The following is a 17,517-nucleotide window of genomic DNA, read 5'->3' on the forward strand; positions in this document are numbered from 1 at the left end:
CTATCGTGCGATAAAACACAGCTGCAGGCCCGGAACCACGTCCGAGCCTGCAGCTTTGTTGTGCAGGTGCAGCACCTGCCGGTCACCGAGTCAGGGAGTGACCCACGCGTTCGTGAGGTTGTAGCGCGAACCGTAGGGGTCGGTCTCGTAGCCGTGGACGGTGTCGGAGTTCCACAGCTCGAAGTGCGCAGGAACAGCCATCGGCATGAGGATGAGCACCTGTTCGGCCACCTCGGTCGTCAACTGCTCGATGAGGTCGGCCTTCGCGTCCGGATCGGACGTCGCCTTGGCCTCGTCGAGCAGCTTCTTGGCAGCTTCGGCGTCGGCGTTGCCGTCCCAGTGGTTCATCGCTCCGGACTCTGACAGGAACGGGTCGAAGTAGAACGTCGGGTCGGCGCGGTAGCTCCACGGCAGAGAGACGAGGTCGGTGAAGGTCTCACCCGCGGTGAAGATCGGCGACATCTCCGACGACGGCGTCGCCTTCAGCTTCAGCGTGATGCCGGCCTCGGCGAGCTGCTGCTGCATCTGCTCGTAGATCGGATGCTGGTTCTGCACCACGTCGGCGAAGTACGACAGCTCGATCGTGGGGTTGGGCTGGCCTGCCTCTTCGAGAAGCTCCTTGGCTGCGTCGACGTCGCGCGTGTAATTCGGCGTGTCGCCGTCCACGCCCGGGGTCGCCGGGTCGCCGGCGGGAACCACGAGCGAGACGTCGCCGTAGCCGAGCATCGACACGTCGACCAGCGACTGGCGGTCCATCGCCAGCGAGACAGCCTGTCGCACCCGCACGTCTGACAGCGGGCCGGACTCGGGGTTGATGAAGATCGGCAGGGTCTGCGTGTAGGCGAGTTCGCCGAGCGTGAACCCAGAGTTGACCGCTTGGTCGGCGATGTTGCCGTCAGCGAACCACGCGGCATCCGCTGTGCCCTGTTGGAGGGCGGCGAGACGCGTCGTGTCGTCGGTGATGATGGGCATCTCGATGGTGTCGAGGTAGGGCTTGCCCTCCTGCCAGTAGTTCTCGTTCTTCGACAGGGTGATCTGCACGCCATCCTTCCAGTCGGTCACCTGGAACGGGCCGGTGCCGAAGGTGCGGGTCTCGCGCTCTTCGGCGGTGGCGTTGCCGTAGCCCTCTTCGCCGACGATCATGAACGTCTCGCGGTGCGCGGTCGCGTTCAGGAAGGTGGCGTTGGGCTCGCTGAAGGTGAACTTCACGGTGTAGTCGTCGACAGCTTCGACGGACTCGAAACCACCGAGGTAGGCCTTCTTACTCGTCTGGGCGTCTTTGTAGCTCTCAAAGGTGTAGACGACGTCGTCGGCGGTGAAGTCGCTGCCGTCGGCGAACTTCACTCCCTCGCGGAGGGTGTAGATGTAGGTCAGGTCATCCGGCTGTTCGTATTCGAGTGCGAGGCCGGGCTGGATCTCGCCGTCGGCGTCGCGGGTGAGCAGCGTCTCGTATGCCTGGTCCATGATCGTCTGCGCTGCCAGCGCGGTGGCGATCATCGGGTCGACGCCACCGCCGAGGGGCTGCGTCTCGATGGCGTACGTCAGCGTACCGCCGGCGACGGGATCGCCGGCTTCTTCGGCGCCGGGACCGGTGGTGGAACCGCTGCAGGCCGTGACCGCGAGCGTCATCGCTGCGGCGGCTCCGATCAGGGACAATCGCAGGGAGCGTTTCGTCATGATCTCTCCTTGGGGGCATTCTGGGTGGTGGTTCCTCGCCCACGGTCGGGCGAGGAGGGGGTTACGAGGACGTTCTCGGGTGCGGCTCCGGTGCCGACGCGAACGATCTGTTCGGCGACGATCTGGTGCAGGAGCGGACGCATGGCGTCGGTGTTTCCGCCGACATGCGGGGTGACGATGGCGTTGGGAAATTTCCAGAGCGGATGCCCGGCAGGCAGCGGCTCCGGATCGGTGACGTCGAGGGCCGCCGAGAGCCGGCCCGATTCCAGCTCGGCCACGAGCGTGTCGGTGTGCACGACCGCGCCGCGCCCGACGTTGACGACGATCGCGCCGTCGGCCAGGGCCGAGAGGATGCCGGCATCCACCAGCCCCCGGGTGTCAGCGGTCAGGGGCACTGTGCAGATGAGCGCATCCGCGCCGGCTGCGACCTCGGCCAATTCGGTGACCGGGTGCACGACATTGCCATCGTCAAGAGTGCGCGCGGTCCGGGCGACGCGGACAATCTGCGTCTCGAACGGCTGCAGCCGTCGCACGACCTCGCGCCCGACGCCGCCATGACCGAGCACGACCACGCGCTTTCCCCAGAGCCCCGGGGTGCGAGAGTTGGCCCACGCGGTCTGTCGGGCGAAATGCGGGATGCCGCGGCTCAGCGCGAGCAGCAGCGTGCAGGCGAGTTCGGCGGTCTGATGTTCCATGGCGCCGGCGGCATTCGCGAGTGCCGCGCCGGGCGGCAGATGATCAGCGATACCTTCGCTGCCGAGCGAAAGCAGCTGCACGAGCCGGGCGTTGCGCGCCCGTGGCAGCGCAGCGGCGATCGCGGGCAGGCCGACATAGGTCGGGTTCGGTGTCGGGCTCGTGGTGTGAAACGGCGAGACGACGACATCCAGGTCGGCCGTATCGGCATCCACCGGTTCCTCGATGAAGTCCCAGCCCACCAGCCGTACCTGCGCGCGCCCGCCGATGAGCCGTTCGATCTCTGCTGGGTCGAGCGCGGGCGGCAGCGAGACGGTGATCATCAGACGTCACTCCACTGACCGTCGACGACCGTCGCCCGCACCCCGATGCCCGCGATCTCAGAGACCTCGACGTCGAGCGGGCTGCGATCGAGCACCGTGAAGTCGGCGAGGAACCCGGCCGAGATGCGGCCAAGGCGGTCTTCCATACCGGCAACCCACGCAGCGTGGGTTGTGACGGTGTCGAGCGCTTCACTGACGGTGAGCTGCTCGCCGTCGCCGATGATCGCACCGCTGTTGCTCGTGCGATCGGCGAGCACCTGAATCGCGCGCAGCGGCGTGCCGGCGAGCGGGCGATCGGTGCTGCCGACGACGCGGACGCCCGCGTCGACGAGCGAGCGCCCGCGATAGAGCCACGGCGCCCGCTTCGGCCCCATCTGGCGGGCGAAGTCATCACCCGAGTCGTACAGGAACGACGGCTGGCCGACGATCGCGATCTCGCGTGCAGCGAGTTCGGCGATGTGATCGGGGCGGATCAGCCCGCCGTGCTCGATACGATGGCGGCGGCCGGCGGTTCCGCCGTACGCGTCGGCCTGCCCAAACGCCTCCAGGGCGACATCGATGGCCGCATCGCCGATCGCATGCACGGCGAGCTGCCACCCGGCTCGGTGCCCGTCGACGATTCCGGCGATGAGCTCGTCAGGGTCAGTGCTGTACTGCCCGCGGTTGTCCGATCCCTCGTAGGGCTCGGTGAAGCGCGCGGTGCGCACCATCATGCCACCGTCGATCACGACCTTGAGACCGCCGACGCGGAGCCGGTCGGACCCGATGCCCGTCCGCAGGCCGATGTCGAGCCCGCACCCGAAACCGTCGCCGTGACCGCCCTGCACCGCGTGGAGAGCGTCGAGGCTCGGCATCAGCTGCATCCGCACGGGGATGCGCCCCTGTTCGAGAAGTCGCTGGTGCGTGCTGAGGTCGAGCGGGTTGAGGCTGCCGATACGGCCGCCGGCACCGGCATCCATGCAGAAGGTGACGCCCTCGCGCCGCGCCTGCTCGGCCGCGATTTCGATCGTGCGACCGGCCTCCTCAAGTGAATAGGGAAGGCGCTGCGCCCGCACGAGGTCCTGTTCGACCTCTCGCAGCACACCGTGGGTGCGCTGGGCAAGGTCGCGACCGGCCGCATCGGGGATGTCACGGATGACGGCGTTGGAGATCACCGACGAGTGGCTGGAGATGTGCCGGGCCCAGGCCTTGCGGCCGCCGGCCGCCTGATCGAGCTCGGCGGCGGTGAGGTCACGGCCGATCGCGCGCTGGTCGTAGCCGCTGATCTCGACCCACTGGTCGGCGGCGAAGGTCTGTGACCGCTCGGCGATGATCGCCAGAGCCTGATCGACGCTGTCGGCGGCGCTGATGTCGATCGCGAGCAGCCCCTGACCGGTCAGCTGCAGATGGGTATGCGCATCGATGAACCCCGGCAGAACGACTGCTCCGCCCGCGTCGATGACCTCTGCGGCGTCGAGCCCATCGATCTCGTCATCAACGCCGGCGATACGACCCTGCCACAGCCCGATTCGAACAGCCGTGGGCCGTTCGGGGTCGCGCGTGACGACGTGCGCGTTTTCGATGATGGTGTCCAGTCGCATCAGTGACCTGGCCTCCTCGGGTCTGGGGCGTCGGCGGCGTTGTCCATCCGCTCGGCGACCTCGCGATCCTCCGGGGCGGGTGAGCGGTGCAGGCGCTCGCGCGTCGTGACGCGATCGTCGTGCGAGCGGTTCTGGCCGAACTTGGTCTTGGCCTGCGCAGAGTCGACCGTGATGCGAAAGCCCATCACGGCGGGCAGCAGCGTGTCGATGCGCGCATTCGCGACCTCGTCGATCTGCCACGGCCCCGCGTCGACTGCGGGCTTTGCCTCTTCGTGAACGTGGATGAGTTCGACCAGGTGCGCACGCAACTCGGCGGGGTCGGTCATGGCCGTGGCCGTGCCTTCCAGATGCGCGACGCTGAAGTTGTAGGTGGACAGGCCGGGGTCGTTGTACCAGCTGGGACTCACATAGGCACGGGCTCCGTGCACGATGCAGAGGATCCGCTCGCCCGCGTCGATCGCCTGGGCGACCGGGTCGACCCGCGGGATGTGACCGACAAGCTTCATCGTCTCGCCGTCGTCTTCGAGCAGCAGCGGAAGATGCGAGGCGCGCAGCGGCGACTCGGCGACGAGGGTGACGAGCGAATGCGCGCCGAGCAGCTGAGCGACCTCGCTGCGGGCATCTGCCTCGAAGAGTGGATTTATCCACATGTGTTCTAGTACACTTTCTAACTGTGTTAGCTGATGATCTGCCCACCATAGCCTCTGCACGCGAGATCGTTCAAGCGCTGTCGCGTGCGATCAGCAGCGGTGAGCTCCCCGTCGGCAGCGAACTGCCGTCGATTCGCTCGCTCGCCGACGACATCGGCGTGAGCCCCGGAACCGTCGCACTCGCCTTCCGCCAGATGCGCGAGCGCGGCATCATCACCTCGACGCACGGTCGACGCAGCCGCGTGGCCGAGCGCCCGCCGATACCACGCCCCATGCGCCTGCCACTGCCCGACGGCGTACGCGACCTGTCGACCTCGTCGCCCGACCCTGCCCTCCTCCCCGATGTCGGCTCGTTCCTATCCCCTGCGCTCTACGAGCGGCGCCTGTACAACGCGCCCGCTATCGACGAGGGGCTTGCGGACGTCATGACCGCACAGTTCGCAGCCGTCGGCATTCACGGTCGGCTGACGATCGTCAACGGCGCGCTCGACGGGCTCGAACGCATCCTCGCCACACACCTGCGCCCTGGCGATGCGATCGTGGTCGAAGACCCGCAGTGGGTGTCGTCGCTGTCGCTGTTCCGCGTGCTCGGGCTTGAGATCGTGCCCGTGGCGATCGACGACGAGGGCATGCAGCCGGCCGCGCTGACCGCGGCACTCGAGTCGCGCCGCGTCTCCGCGGTCGTTCTGACGCCGCGCGCGCAGAACCCGTTCGGCTCAGCGCTCAGCGAACAGCGCGGCGCGCAGCTGCGCGACGTGCTCGATCGCTATGCGAACGTGATGGTGATCGAAGACGACCACGCCAGCCTCATCGCAGGCGCCGCGCCCATCACCCTCACCACCGGCAGGGCGAAGTGGGCTGTCATCCGCTCGATGAGCAAAGCCCTCGGCCCCGACCTGCGCCTGGCCGTCATCAGCAGCGACGCCGACACGGCCGATCGCGTCGAGGGCAGGTTGCAATTGGGCCCGGGGTGGGTCAGCCACCTGACGCAGCGCCTCGTCGCCGCGGTGCTCTCCGACGCCGCGGCTCTGCGGCAGATCTCCGTCGCCGAGCGCACCTATACCGAGCGGCGCGAGTCCTTCGCCGCCGCCCTGGCCGATCGCAGCATCGCAAGCTTCGCGCGCTCGGGCATGAATGTGCTGATTCCCGTACCAGAAGAGAGCACCCTGGCCGCGTTCATGCTCACCCGGGGCTGGGCCGTGCGTACGGGTGAGGCGTTTCGCCTGCGCACGCGTCCGTTCATTCGAGTGACCACGGCGGCGTTGGAACCGGCCGACGGGCGCGCCCTGGCCGACGACCTCGCGCTCGCGCTCAGCGGCGAGCGGTACCGACCGATCTGAGCGCACGGCAATGGTCGGTGGCGTGCTTGACAGTGCGCCGCCCTTTCCGAGTAGCATGCTACTCATGTCACTGGTTGAGCAGGGCCCGCCACCCGCGGCCGACACCGCCGATGTCGTCGCGGCGCTGCGACGCGTGGTCGGCGGCGAGGTCGACGACGGCACGCGGCGCCGCGCCGAATACTCCAGCGACGCCTCGAACTACCGCGTGCCACCGACGGTCGTCGTCTTTCCCCGCGACGTCGATGATGCGCTGGCCGTCGTCGACACGGCGCGCGAGACGGGCACACCGCTCACCTCCCGCGGTGCGGGCACTTCCGTTGCCGGCAACGCCATCGGCACGGGCATCGTGATGGACTTCTCCCGGCACCTGTCGACGATCGACGAGATCGATCCGTCCGCCCAGTCGGCGCGCGTGCAGCCCGGCGTCGTGATGGCGAGACTGCAGGATGCCGCGGCCCCGCACGGGCTGCGATTCGGCCCCGACCCCTCGACCTGGACCCGCTGCACGATCGGCGGGATGATCGGCAACAACGCATGCGGATCGCACTCGCTCGCCTACGGCCGCACGGTCGACAACGTCATCGACCTCGATGTGATCGACGCGAGAGGTCGTCGTTTCGACGCGGCATCCGGCTTTCATTCTATTTCCGGCATGGATGCCTTCGTGTCATCGCATATGGCGACCATCCGCACCGAGCTCGGCCGCTTCGGCCGACAGGTCTCGGGCTATTCGCTCGAGCACCTTCTGCCTGAGAACGGTCGCTCGCTGGCGAAGGCGCTCGTGGGTACCGAAGGCACATGCGCGGTCGTGCTGGGCGCCACGGTGCGCCTGGTCGCCAAGGCCACGGCGCCGGTGCTCGTCGTGCTCGGCTACCCGAGCATGATCGCCGCGGCAGACGACGTGCCGAATCTTCTCGGGCATCGCCCCGATTCGATCGAAGGGCTCGACGCGCGCCTGGTCAATGCCGTGCGTGACGCCAAGGGAGCCGGTGCCGTGTCGTCGCTGCCCGACGGCGCCGGCTGGCTGCTCGTCGAGGTCTCGGGAGAGGATGCCCGCGACGCCGCCGCACGCGCCACGCGCCTGATCGCCGGTTCTGCTGCGATCAGCCACCGCACGATCGCCGATCCGGTGCAGGCGCGGCCGGTCTGGCGCATCCGAGAGGACGGCGTCGGCCTCGCTGGCCGCACAGCCGCCGGAAAGCAGGCGTGGCCCGGCTTCGAAGACGCCGCCGTGCCACCCGAACGGCTCGGCTCATACCTGCGCGACATGGATGAGCTCTTCGATCAGCACGGCCTATCCGGCATGCCCTACGGGCACTTCGGCGACGGATGCATCCATGTGCGCCTCGACATTCCGCTGGAGAAAGACGGATCGGCGCTGCGCGCCTTCATGACGGATGCCGCACGGCTCGTCGCCGGCCACGGCGGATCGCTCTCGGGCGAGCACGGCGACGGGCGAGCTCGCAGCGAGCTGCTGCCGCTGATGTACTCCCCCGCCGCGATCGAAGCGTTCGAAGGCTTCAAGCGCCTGTTCGACCCCGACGACCTTTTCAACCCGGGCGTGATCGTGCACCCCGCATCCGTCGACGCCGATCTGCGCCGTCCGCAGGCCCTGCCGCTGCTGCGCGCCGACGGCATGGCCTTCGCCCACGACGGCGGTGACTTCACACAGGCCGTGCACCGTTGCGTCGGCATCGGCAAATGCCGCGCCGACAACACCGCCGCGGGCGGCTTCATGTGCCCGTCGTACCAGGCCACCACCGATGAGAAGGACTCCACACGCGGTCGCGCCCGCGTGCTGCAGGAGATGCTCAATGGCGGTGTCGTGGAAGACGGCTGGGCATCGGAAGAGGTTCACGACGCACTCGATCTGTGCCTGTCATGCAAGGCGTGCGCAAGCGACTGCCCCGCCGGGGTCGACATGGCCGCCTACAAATCCGAGTCGCTGCATCGCCGATACCGCGGCCGGCTCCGCCCGATCACGCACTATGTTCTCGGCTGGCTACCGCGCTGGGCGAGGCTCGCGTCGCCGTTCGCACCGCTGGTGAACGCTGTGCTGAAGGTGCCCGGTGTCAGCCGCCTCGCGCTCTGGGCGGGCGGCATGGACACGCGCCGATCGATTCCGGCTTTCGCTCGCCGAAGCTTCCGGGCCTCTCAGCGTCGTCTGCGGCGCAGACCGCCGACCGAGAAGCGCGTGCTGCTGTGGACGGATTCCTTCTCCGACAGCTTCAGCCCAGAGATTCCCACCGCGGCGATCGACGTGCTGGCGGATGCCGGAATCACCGCCGTGCTTCCCGAAACAGCGCAGTGCTGCGGCCTGACCTGGATCTCGACCGGCCAGCTCACCGGGGCCCGGCGGCGACTGTCTGCGCTGGTCGATGCCTTCCATCCCGCTGTCGCCGCCGGCGTGCCGATCGTCGGGCTCGAGCCCTCGTGCACAGCGGTGCTGCGCTCCGATCTGCTCGAGATCCTCCCGAACGATCCTCGGGCGCGCGATGTCGCCCAGAGCACCTTCACCCTGGCCGAGGTTCTCACCGGGCGCACGCCGGTGCGCCCCGATGCCGACTGGCAGCCGCCCACGCTGGGCGGCACCGAGGTCCTGGTGCAGCCGCACTGCCACCAGCACGCGGTGATGGGTTTCACGGCCGATGCGGAACTGCTCGAACGAATGGGCGCCACAGTCACCGAACTCGCCGGTTGCTGCGGCCTGGCCGGCAACTTCGGCATGGAGCGCGGTCACTACGACGTCTCGGTCGCCGTCGCAGAGAACGCGCTGCTTCCGGCGCTGCGCGACAAGACCGAACGGACGGTGTTTCTCGCCGACGGCTTCTCCTGCCGCACGCAGGCCGATCAGCTCGCCGATACACCCGGCATCCATCTCGCCCAGCTCATCTCCGGCGCTCACGCGCCCCGAACGAAGGATCGCCCATGACATCTGCAACCGGCATCTACCTCGACGGCGCGTGGCATGACGTCGCCGAGCACCGCGAGAACATCAACCCCTCCGATCATCGCGACGTCATCGGTCTCTTCGGCCGGGCCGAGCGCTCAGCCGTCGATGACGCCGTGGATGCGGCATCGGGCGCCTTCGGCCCGTGGTCGCGCACCTCACCACAGCGACGTGCCGATCTGCTCGAAGCCGTCGCCGCCGGCATCACGGCACAGGCCGACGACCTGGCCCGGCTGCTCGCCCGTGAAGAGGGGAAGACCCTGCCCGAGGCGAAGGGCGAGGTGATGCGCGCAGCGCACATCTTCCGCTTCTTCAGCGGCGAGGCGCTGCGCGTGGTCGGCGAGCGGCAGGCGTCGACTCGCGAGGGCGTCACGGTGAACCTGGCGCGTGAGCCCCTGGGCGTGGTGGGCATCATCGCACCGTGGAACTTCCCCATCGCCATTCCGGCATGGAAGGCCGCGCCGGCCCTGGCCTACGGCAACACGGTCGTGCTCAAGCCCGCCGAGCTCGTCCCGGCGAGCGCCGTCGCGCTGACCCGCATCATTCACGAGGCCGGGTTCCCGCCCGGCGTCTTCAACCTCGTCACCGGATCGGGCGCCGTCATCGGCGATGCGATCGCCGCGCACCCCGGCATCGCCGCCGTGACGTTCACCGGCTCCGAGCCGGTCGGCCGACGCGTCGCGCAGACGGCCGTTGCCCGCCTGGCCGAGGTTCAGCTGGAGATGGGCGGCAAGAACCCGCTCATCGTGCTTGCCGACGCTGAGCTCGATATCGCCGTCGAGTGCGCGATCAACGGCGCCTTCTTCTCGACCGGACAGCGGTGCACCGCATCCAGTCGCCTGATCGTCGAAGACGCGATTCACGATCGTTTCGTCGAGCGAATGCTGGCACGCATGAGCGAGCTGCGGGTCGGCCACGCGCTCGATGACGCCACGGACATCGGCCCCGTGGTGGACGAGCGCCAACTTGAGACAGACCTCCGCTACCTCGGCATCGCACGCGAGGCCACGCACAGCGAGGTGCACGGCGGCGAGGTGGTCGAACGCACGACCCCGGGAAACTTTCTCACCCCCGCGCTCATCACGGGTGCGCGGAACGACGACCAGGTCAGCCGCGAAGAGGTCTTCGGCCCCGTGGCATCCGTCATCCGCGTCGGCGACTACGACGAGGCGGTCACCGTTGCAGGCGACACCGAGTTCGGGCTCGTCGCCGGCATCTGCACGACGTCACTGCGCGCGTCGGAGGACTTCCAGTCACGCAGCGACACCGGCATGGTCATGGTGAACCTGCCCACCGCCGGTGTCGACCCGCACGTCGCGTTCGGCGGACGCAAGGGGTCGAGCTTCGGCCCGCGTGAGCAGGGCACGCACGCGCGCGACTTCTTCACGCAGACCAAGACGGCCTACGTACGGCCCTGACGTCTTTCCTGTTTCGGATGCCGAAAGCGCAGGATGCCTCACGCCGAGGAGCGCGCGGCGCGGCGCAGCCGTTCCAGGCGCACCGCTGCTTCCAACCGGAACCGATACTCGGGATCGTGCCAGTCCCCCGTGATGAGATCTTGGATGCGTTGCAACCGCTGTTGCACCGTGTTCTTGTGCACGCGCAACCGCGCGGCCACTCGCTGCCGGCTCTGGCCGACTTCGACGTAGCACGCGAGGGTGTCGAAGAGCACGGTGCCGCGGCGCTCGTCCCACTCCAGCACGGGCCCGAGCAGTTCCATGACGAATCGCACTGCGGCTCCCGGATCAGACGAGGCCAGCGCGTGATACGGCACCAGCGCGTCGGAGGACACCGTGACACCCTCGATGCCGAGCGGGCTCAGCAGTGCCAGGTCTCCGATCGCGCGGCGCACGGCAGCGCCCACTTCCGACAGCTCGGTCACGCCCGTGCGCACGACTGCAGGAAGATGCGGGGCGTCGAGCCGCTCGGCCAGCACGGCACGTACTCGCTCGGTCTCGGCGAGCGCCCCGGGCGTCGCCCACACGATGATCAGGTGGTGATCCTGCGCGGCCACAACTCCGCGCTCGGCGACGACCTGCGACGCGGTGGCCGTCGCAGCGATGGACTCCCCGCCGCGGATGTCGAGCACGGCGCACGCGGTCGCCTCTCCCTCGCGCATGGCCTGGGGCAGCTCGGCGTCTGAGGTGCCGTGCTCGATGACCTCCATCAGCCATCGCGCATCCCGCTCAGCTCTGATCGCCTCGACGGCATCGCGCTTGAACGACACGAGCGCGGCGGCATGCGCGGCGCGCTCCAGCGTGCGACGGCCCACGTCGTCGTCGTCGGCTTCGGCGACGATGGTGCCGCTGTCTCGGTCGGCTCCGGGGATGGCGATCACCAGCCAGCTGCGTCCGCCCTCTTCGATCGTCTCGGCATATCCGGTCGCTCGGCTGCGTGCCGCGGCATCCGTCAGCGTCCGACGCCGGGGCAACCCCTCGTCGCCCTCCAGCGCGCGGCCCGAGCCATCGAGCGCCCAGACCCGTCGTCCCAGCCGATTCGCGACCGTGCCGATGAGGTCGACGACCGTCGCTCCAGACATCACGGCGGTGGTGAGCTCTTCGTGCACGCCACTGGCCATCTCGGTCGCCGCCAAGTGCTCATGCAGCTCGCGATATGCCTGTTCGGCGCGCTCGATCGCCGCCGTTCGCTCGGCGAGCACCTGCGCGGTGTGCAGCACCGCTGCGGCGTGATCGGCGAACGCCGACAGCAGCAGTACCTCGTCAGGTGTGTAGTCGTAACGGAATCGGTTGCAGGCGAACAGGGCACCCAGCACCTGATCGCCGATAGCGAGCGGAACGCCGAGGAACGACACGAGCCCCTCCGCCTCGACTGCGTCGTCGATGTGCTGGTCGTGCGGCGCCTCGCGCATCGACTGATAGCTCGGCACCCACGAAGCCTCCCGCGTGCCCGCGACCTTGCTCGCCAGCCCGAACCCGGCCGGCACCACCAGGTCGCGGAACTCCGGCGTGACCGTGCCCACCGAGTGCCGTACGCGCAGATCGCCCGCATCGTTCTCGACCTCAGAGAGATAGGTGACGTCGGTGCCCATCAGCTGGTGGGCGCGTTCGACGAGCCGGTCGAGCACCTCGTCGACGTCCTGCAGACGGACGAGTTCGCGGGCCGTTGAGAACAGCGCCTCCAGCTCGGCGGTGCGCCGGCGCAGGCGAGCGTTCGACAGCTGGGATTCCCGAGCGGATGCCACGACCTCCCGCGCCTGCGCGGCGTCGATGCCCGATTCGGCAAGCAGGTCGCCGAGGCCGGCATCCGGTGCTCCCGGCTCGGCGCGGGCGGCGGCCAGCAGCTCGCGCGCGAACGCCGCCGCGTCGTAGTCTCGGCCCGGATCTGCCACGCTCACGACCTCTTCCGTTCCCCGCCCGGCGACAGAGCCAGGCGGCGACATCAGTCTAAGAGGCCGAGGGGAATGCGGCCGGCCTGCGCTCGGCGAAGGCGGCCAGTCCCTCGCGGGCGTCGTCGCTGTCGAACGCCAGCTGGCCGAGCCCTGCCTCGCGTCGGAAGGCATCGGTCTCTGGCAGGTCTGCGAGTTCGCGCACGGCGCGCTTGACAATCGCCATGGCTGTGCGACTCTTCGTCAGGAGCTCTTCTGCGAGGGTGCGGGCAGTGTCGAAGACCGCTTCCGGCGGCACCACCCGGTTGACGAGCCCGTAGCGCTCGGCGGTCGCGGCGTCGATCCGATCGCCGCGCAGCATGAGGTCCATGGCGAACGCGTACGGGATCTGCCGGATCAGTCGCACGAGCGTTCCCCCGGCTGGCACGACGCCCACGCCGGTCTCGGGCAGGGCGAACGTCGCCGACGACGAGGCGACGCGGATGTCGGTCGAGAGCATGATCTCGAAACCGCCGCCCATGCAGTGCCCGTTGATCGCCGCGATCACGGGCTTCTCCAGCTGGGAGTGCTTCTGATGCGCGGCATCCCACTCGCTGATGTCGAAGCGCCCCTCGCTGAGCGCGGGAATCGATTCGCCGAGGTCGGCGCCGACGCAGAACGCACGGTCGCCGGCTCCGGTCAGAATCGCGACGCCGACCCGCTCGTCATCGCGCACCTCGGCGAAGGCCTCGCCCAGCTGGTCGTACATCGACAGCGTGAGGGCGTTGAGCTTGTCGGGGCGATCGATCGTGATGACGGCGAGCGCGCCGTCGCGAGCGAGGGTGACCTGCCCCATCAGATCGTCCCCGCCGAGCGCAGCTCGTCGAGCTCATCCTGGGTGAGACCGACGAAGTCGCGCAGCACCCGGTCGGTGTGCTCGCCCTTGTTCGGCGCCATCCCACGCGCCCGCGGCGGCGTGCGGTCGAGCTTGACGGGCGAGCCGAAGGTGCTCAGCGCTCCGTAGCCGTCGTAGTCGACGTCGACGACCATGTCGCGGTCGGCGATCTGCGGATCGTGCACGACTTCGCCGATGTCCTTCACCGCGCTCAGCGGAACGAGGTCACCGGCGATCTCTTCCAGCTCGGCTTTGGTGCGGTTAGCGAACCAGCGCTCGACCATGGGCTTGACCCGGCTCTGGTAAACATCTTCGCGGAAGCGCTGACCCATGGTCTGCAGCTCGGGGTGGTCGCCGTCGCCGGGTTCCCCGAAGATCTCGCATGAGATCTTCCAGAACTTGTCGGTGTAACCGCCGAAGAAGACGAATCCGTCTTTGCAGGCGAACAGCTCATAGGGACGGACGAACGGATGCTGGTTGCCCAAGGGCTCCGGAACCACCTGCTGCGTCGTATAGGAGACGACCGCATTCTCGGTGAGGGTGAGCACCGAGTCTTGCTGCGAGATGTCGACCAGCTGCCCAACGCCGGTGTGCTCGGCATGGCGCAGCGCCGCGAGCACACCGATCACCCCGTACAGGCTCGCACCGAGGTCACCGATGATGGTGCCGACGCGGTTCGGGGGGCCACCGGCCGGGCCGTTCATCGACCACAGACCGCCGGTTGCCTGCGCGCTGTTGTCATAAGCGGGCTTGCTGCGGTACGGGCCCGTCTGGCCGTAGCCACTGAGGGCGGCATAGACGAGGCGGGGGTTGATCTCACGCAGCTGATCGGGACCGAGGCCGAGACGCTCCATCGTGCCAGGGCGGAAGTTCTCGACCAGCACATCCGCTTTCTCGACGAGACGCTCCAGAGCGCGCTTTCCCTCCGGGTGGCGCATGTTGAGCGTCACCCCGAGCTTGTTGCGGTTGTACTGGGCGAAGAATCCGCTGAACGGGTCACCGTCTTCACGCTCGAGCATGGGCGGGAACGTTCGCGTGTAGTCCGGGTCGTCGGGATGTTCGATCTTGATGACCGTCGCGCCGAGGTCGGCGAGGATCATCGAGCAGTACGGCCCCGCCACCACGCGGGTCACATCGACCACGACGATTCCGGCGAGCGACCCGGGGGCGGCGTCGAAGCGGCCCAGGCCGTTGAACCAGGTGCGCGTCTCGTCGTCGATCATCGTGCGACTCCTTCCGCGACGTTCGCGGCGCCGAGGGTTGACTCCCCCTGCGCGGCGCGGCGCCGGTTCAGTCGCTGCAGGAGGGTTGCCGAGACGAGCGTGACGATGCCAGCGAGGACCATGTACAGGGCGATCGACCAGGACTGCTCGAAGATGTTCAGCAGCTCGAGGTAGATCATCGGCACGAACGCGCTGCCGACGATGGTGCCGATGCCCAGCGCGAGCGACATCCCGGTGTAGCGGATGCGCACGTCGAACGCCTGGGCGTACAGCACGCCCATGGTGCCGTAGGTGGCGCAGAAGCCGACGGTCGTAGCGATGTAGGCGACATAGGCGGCAGCGAGACTGCCGGTGTCGATGAGCCAGAAGGCGGGGAATGCGAGCACGATCGAGATCACGGTGCCGATGATGAACACGCGTGCGACGCCGTGCCGGTCGGCGAGCCAGCCCGCCAGCGGGAGCCCGATCAGCGAGAGCAGCGAGCACACGGTCGCGATCGCCAGCATCTGTGACTCGGTGTGCCCGATGAACTCGGTGCCGTAGGTGAGGCTGAAGGTGAAGAGCATGTAGAAGACGGCGCCGATGACAGCGAAGCTCAGGGCCGCGAGCAATACCTGACCGAGGTGGGTCTTCAGCGTCTCCCACAGCGGCACGCGCACCTCTTTGCCCTCGTTGCGCATCGCCTCGAACTCGGGCGTCTCACTGATGCGCAGCCGGATGAACAGTCCGACGAGCACGAGTGCGGCGCTGATGAGGAACGGGATGCGCCACCCCCAGGTCTCGAACGCGTCGCGTGGCAGCGCGACCAGAGGAATGAAGATGAGCGTCGACAGGGTCAGCCCGAGAGCGAGGCCGACCTGCGGGAAGCTGCCGAGGAAGGCACGGCGCTTCGGCTCGGCGTGCTCGACGACGAGCAGCACCGCACCGCCCCACTCGCCGCCGAGGGCGAAGCCCTGCACCAGGCGCAGCAGCATGAGCAGCAGCGGTGCGGCGACGCCGATCGCGGCGTAGGTGGGCAGCAGTCCGATCGCGAAGGTCGCCGCGCCCATCGTGACCAGGGAGATGACGAGCATCTTCTTGCGCCCGATCCGGTCGCCGAAGTGCCCGAACACGATCGAACCGAGAGGGCGGCCGAAGTAGCCGACCGCGATGCCGCCGAACGCGAGGATCGTGCCGACGAGCGGATCGAACTCGGGGAAGAAGAGCGCATTGAGGATGAGCGCCGCCGCGGTCGAGTACGCGAAGAAGTCGAACCATTCGACCGTCGTGCCGATCACGCTCGACGCGACGATCGTGCGGATGCCTGGTTGTGCTGGCGTGCTCATATCGTTCCGTTCCGCGCCATCGGATGTCGGGTTGACGGCGCTTCATCGATCGTGGCACGCACGTGCGCGGCCAACCATGTCCTCCAGGCACATATTGGATACAAAGCCAGGTTGCTCTAGACCAGAAACATCTCGTAGCGCCGCGGCCATCAGGCGGGCGTAGTCTGATGCACGTGCCATCGCTCACGCCGCTGCAGCGGCTCGTCATCACGATCGCCGTTCTGGCGTCGTTCGTCACGTTCCTCGATGGCACGGTCGTCACGGTGGCACTGCCGGCGATCGAGAACGAGCTCGGCGGCGGCATCACGACGCAGCAGTGGGTGGTCGATGCCTACCTCATCACCCTGAGCGCGTTGATCCTCCTTGCCGGGTCGGTCTCTGACGCCTACGGGCGCGTCAGGATCATGCGCATCGGGCTCATCGCCTTCGGCATCGCCTCGATCGCGGTCGCCGCCGCGCCCGAGCCGATCACGCTCATCATCGCGCGGGCACTACAGGGCGCAGCAGGAGCGCTCCTCGTGCCCAGCTCGCTGGCGCTGATCATGGCGACGATTCGCGGCGAGCTGCAATCGCGCGCCATCGGCGTGTGGACCGCCTTCACGACGGGCGCGCAGATCGCCGGTCCCCTCTTGGGCGGAGCGTTCGTCGACCTGCTGTCGTGGCGCTTCGTCTTTCTCATCAATGTGCTCCCGATCGGTGTCGCGCTGGTTCTCCTCTCGCGATTGCAGCTGCCGGAGCATCCGCCCGGCGCACGCATCGACTGGGTCAGCGGGATGCTGTGCGCACTCGGCCTCGGCGGCGCGGTGTTCGCGCTGATCGAGCAGCCCAACCTCGGCTGGGCATCGCCGGCTATCTGGCTACCCGGCGTCATCGGCGTCGTGCTCTTCGTTGGGTTTCTCGTGCGCCAGCGCTCGTCGCCAGCGCCGCTCATGCCGTTGCCGCTGTTTCGGTCACGCAACTTCGCGTGGGGAAACCTCGCGACGCTGTTCATCTACGCCGCACTCTCGCTCAACGGCTTCGTCATCGGCGTGTACCTGCAAGAGGGCGCAGGGCTCAGCGCCACCATGGCCGGGCTGGCGAGCCTGCCGATCACGATCCTGATGATCCTGCTCAGCTCGCGCGCCGGAGCGTGGGCCGGCCGCTTCGGGCCACGTGTCTTCATGACGACAGGTCCCCTGCTGATGGCCGGCGGGTCGCTCCTGCTGCTCACGGTCTCGGCAGATTTCAGCTACTGGTGGCAGGTGCTGCCGGCCATGGTGCTGATGGGGCTCGGGCTCTCGCTCACGGTCGCACCGCTGACCTCGGCCGTGCTGGGCTCGATAGACGAGAGTCGTTCAGGCATCGCATCCGCCGTGAACAACGCGATCTCACGCGTCGCCGGCCTCATCGTCGTCGCCATGCTGTCGACCATCGTCGGCGGCGTGCTCGACCTCGACGGATTCCACAGCGCTGCCGTCGTGACGGCCGCACTCATGGCTCTCGGCGGTGCGGTGTCGTTCATCGGGATTCGGAAAGCGTCCGTCCCGACCGCGTGAG

At 68.2% G+C, this 17,517-nt stretch carries 12 protein-coding genes; 4 read left to right on the forward strand and 8 right to left on the reverse strand.

Annotated features, from left to right (window positions below):
* Nucleotides 1-90: 90 nt before the first annotated feature.
* The 4 genes from Q1J95_RS00575 to Q1J95_RS00590 are packed head-to-tail and all read right to left on the reverse strand — an operon-like array spanning nt 91 to nt 4,923.
* Nucleotides 91-1,677 carry an ABC transporter substrate-binding protein gene (locus Q1J95_RS00575; protein WP_300265018.1) on the reverse strand — a complete coding sequence of 529 codons (1,587 nt, stop codon included), beginning with the start codon at nt 1,675-1,677 and terminating at the stop codon, nt 91-93.
* Nucleotides 1,674-2,693, reverse strand: a complete 1,020-nt coding sequence (locus Q1J95_RS00580) for an NAD(P)-dependent oxidoreductase (RefSeq protein ID WP_300265021.1) — start codon at nt 2,691-2,693, stop codon at nt 1,674-1,676. Before Q1J95_RS00580 ends, Q1J95_RS00575 begins: the two co-directional genes overlap by 4 nt.
* On the reverse strand, nt 2,693-4,273 hold the full coding sequence (locus Q1J95_RS00585) for an amidohydrolase family protein (protein ID WP_300265024.1): 1,581 nt from the start codon (nt 4,271-4,273) through the stop codon (nt 2,693-2,695). The genes Q1J95_RS00580 and Q1J95_RS00585 overlap by 1 nt, the downstream gene beginning before the upstream one ends.
* Nucleotides 4,273-4,923 (reverse strand): FMN-binding negative transcriptional regulator, encoded by a 651-nt coding sequence (locus Q1J95_RS00590; RefSeq protein WP_300265026.1) that lies wholly within the window; start codon nt 4,921-4,923, stop codon nt 4,273-4,275. The genes Q1J95_RS00585 and Q1J95_RS00590 overlap by 1 nt, the downstream gene beginning before the upstream one ends.
* A 23-nt stretch (nt 4,924-4,946) precedes the next feature.
* Between Q1J95_RS00590 and Q1J95_RS00595 the strand changes: the two genes are divergently transcribed.
* The 3 genes from Q1J95_RS00595 to Q1J95_RS00605 all read left to right on the forward strand — a co-directional run bounded on the left by Q1J95_RS00595 (nt 4,947) and on the right by Q1J95_RS00605 (nt 10,631).
* A complete protein-coding gene (locus Q1J95_RS00595) occupies nt 4,947-6,263 on the forward strand; it encodes an aminotransferase class I/II-fold pyridoxal phosphate-dependent enzyme (protein ID WP_300265029.1) in 1,317 nt (438 codons plus the stop codon).
* 64 nt (nt 6,264-6,327) lie between these two features.
* Complete coding sequence (locus Q1J95_RS00600; RefSeq protein ID WP_300265032.1) at nt 6,328-9,195, forward strand: FAD-binding and (Fe-S)-binding domain-containing protein; 2,868 nt, start codon at nt 6,328-6,330, stop codon at nt 9,193-9,195.
* Nucleotides 9,192-10,631, forward strand: coding sequence for an aldehyde dehydrogenase family protein (locus tag Q1J95_RS00605; RefSeq protein WP_300265035.1), 1,440 nt, complete (start codon nt 9,192-9,194; stop codon nt 10,629-10,631). Before Q1J95_RS00600 ends, Q1J95_RS00605 begins: the two co-directional genes overlap by 4 nt.
* Before the next feature lie 38 nt (nt 10,632-10,669).
* On the opposite strand, the gene Q1J95_RS00610 is transcribed toward Q1J95_RS00605, so the two are convergent.
* The 4 genes from Q1J95_RS00610 to Q1J95_RS00625 are packed head-to-tail and all read right to left on the reverse strand — an operon-like array spanning nt 10,670 to nt 15,981.
* Entirely contained in the window at nt 10,670-12,568 is a 1,899-nt protein-coding gene (locus Q1J95_RS00610; RefSeq protein WP_300265038.1) for a helix-turn-helix domain-containing protein, read from the reverse strand.
* 49 nt (nt 12,569-12,617) lie between these two features.
* Nucleotides 12,618-13,394 (reverse strand): enoyl-CoA hydratase/isomerase family protein, encoded by a 777-nt coding sequence (locus tag Q1J95_RS00615; RefSeq protein ID WP_300265040.1) that lies wholly within the window; start codon nt 13,392-13,394, stop codon nt 12,618-12,620.
* Complete coding sequence (locus Q1J95_RS00620; protein ID WP_300265043.1) at nt 13,394-14,656, reverse strand: CoA transferase; 1,263 nt, start codon at nt 14,654-14,656, stop codon at nt 13,394-13,396. Before Q1J95_RS00620 ends, Q1J95_RS00615 begins: the two co-directional genes overlap by 1 nt.
* Entirely contained in the window at nt 14,653-15,981 is a 1,329-nt protein-coding gene (locus tag Q1J95_RS00625) for an MFS transporter (RefSeq protein ID WP_300265046.1), read from the reverse strand. The genes Q1J95_RS00620 and Q1J95_RS00625 overlap by 4 nt, the downstream gene beginning before the upstream one ends.
* 167 nt (nt 15,982-16,148) lie before the next feature.
* Between Q1J95_RS00625 and Q1J95_RS00630 the strand changes: the two genes are divergently transcribed.
* Nucleotides 16,149-17,516, forward strand: coding sequence for an MFS transporter (locus tag Q1J95_RS00630; RefSeq protein WP_300265048.1), 1,368 nt, complete (start codon nt 16,149-16,151; stop codon nt 17,514-17,516).
* The last annotated feature ends 1 nt before the right edge of the window (nt 17,517 follow it).

The organism is Microbacterium sp., from assembly GCF_029263575.1.
Taxonomy (GTDB): Bacteria; Actinomycetota; Actinomycetes; order Actinomycetales; family Microbacteriaceae; genus Microbacterium.

Bases quoted from the DNA above. Each gene is read 5' to 3' on its own strand.
- Q1J95_RS00575 (WP_300265018.1), bottom strand. From the start codon at position 1,677: ATGACGAAACGCTCCCTGCGATTGTCCCTGATCGGAGCCGCCGCAGCG.
- Q1J95_RS00580 (WP_300265021.1), bottom strand. From the start codon at position 2,693: ATGATCACCGTCTCGCTGCCGCCCGCGCTCGACCCAGCAGAGATCGAA.
- Q1J95_RS00585 (WP_300265024.1), bottom strand. From the start codon at position 4,273: ATGCGACTGGACACCATCATCGAAAACGCGCACGTCGTCACGCGCGAC.
- Q1J95_RS00590 (WP_300265026.1), bottom strand. From the start codon at position 4,923: ATGTGGATAAATCCACTCTTCGAGGCAGATGCCCGCAGCGAGGTCGCT.
- Q1J95_RS00600 (WP_300265032.1), top strand. From the start codon at position 6,328: ATGTCACTGGTTGAGCAGGGCCCGCCACCCGCGGCCGACACCGCCGAT.
- Q1J95_RS00605 (WP_300265035.1), top strand. From the start codon at position 9,192: ATGACATCTGCAACCGGCATCTACCTCGACGGCGCGTGGCATGACGTC.
- Q1J95_RS00615 (WP_300265040.1), bottom strand. From the start codon at position 13,394: ATGGGGCAGGTCACCCTCGCTCGCGACGGCGCGCTCGCCGTCATCACG.
- Q1J95_RS00620 (WP_300265043.1), bottom strand. From the start codon at position 14,656: ATGATCGACGACGAGACGCGCACCTGGTTCAACGGCCTGGGCCGCTTC.
- Q1J95_RS00625 (WP_300265046.1), bottom strand. From the start codon at position 15,981: ATGAGCACGCCAGCACAACCAGGCATCCGCACGATCGTCGCGTCGAGC.
- Q1J95_RS00630 (WP_300265048.1), top strand. From the start codon at position 16,149: ATGCACGTGCCATCGCTCACGCCGCTGCAGCGGCTCGTCATCACGATC.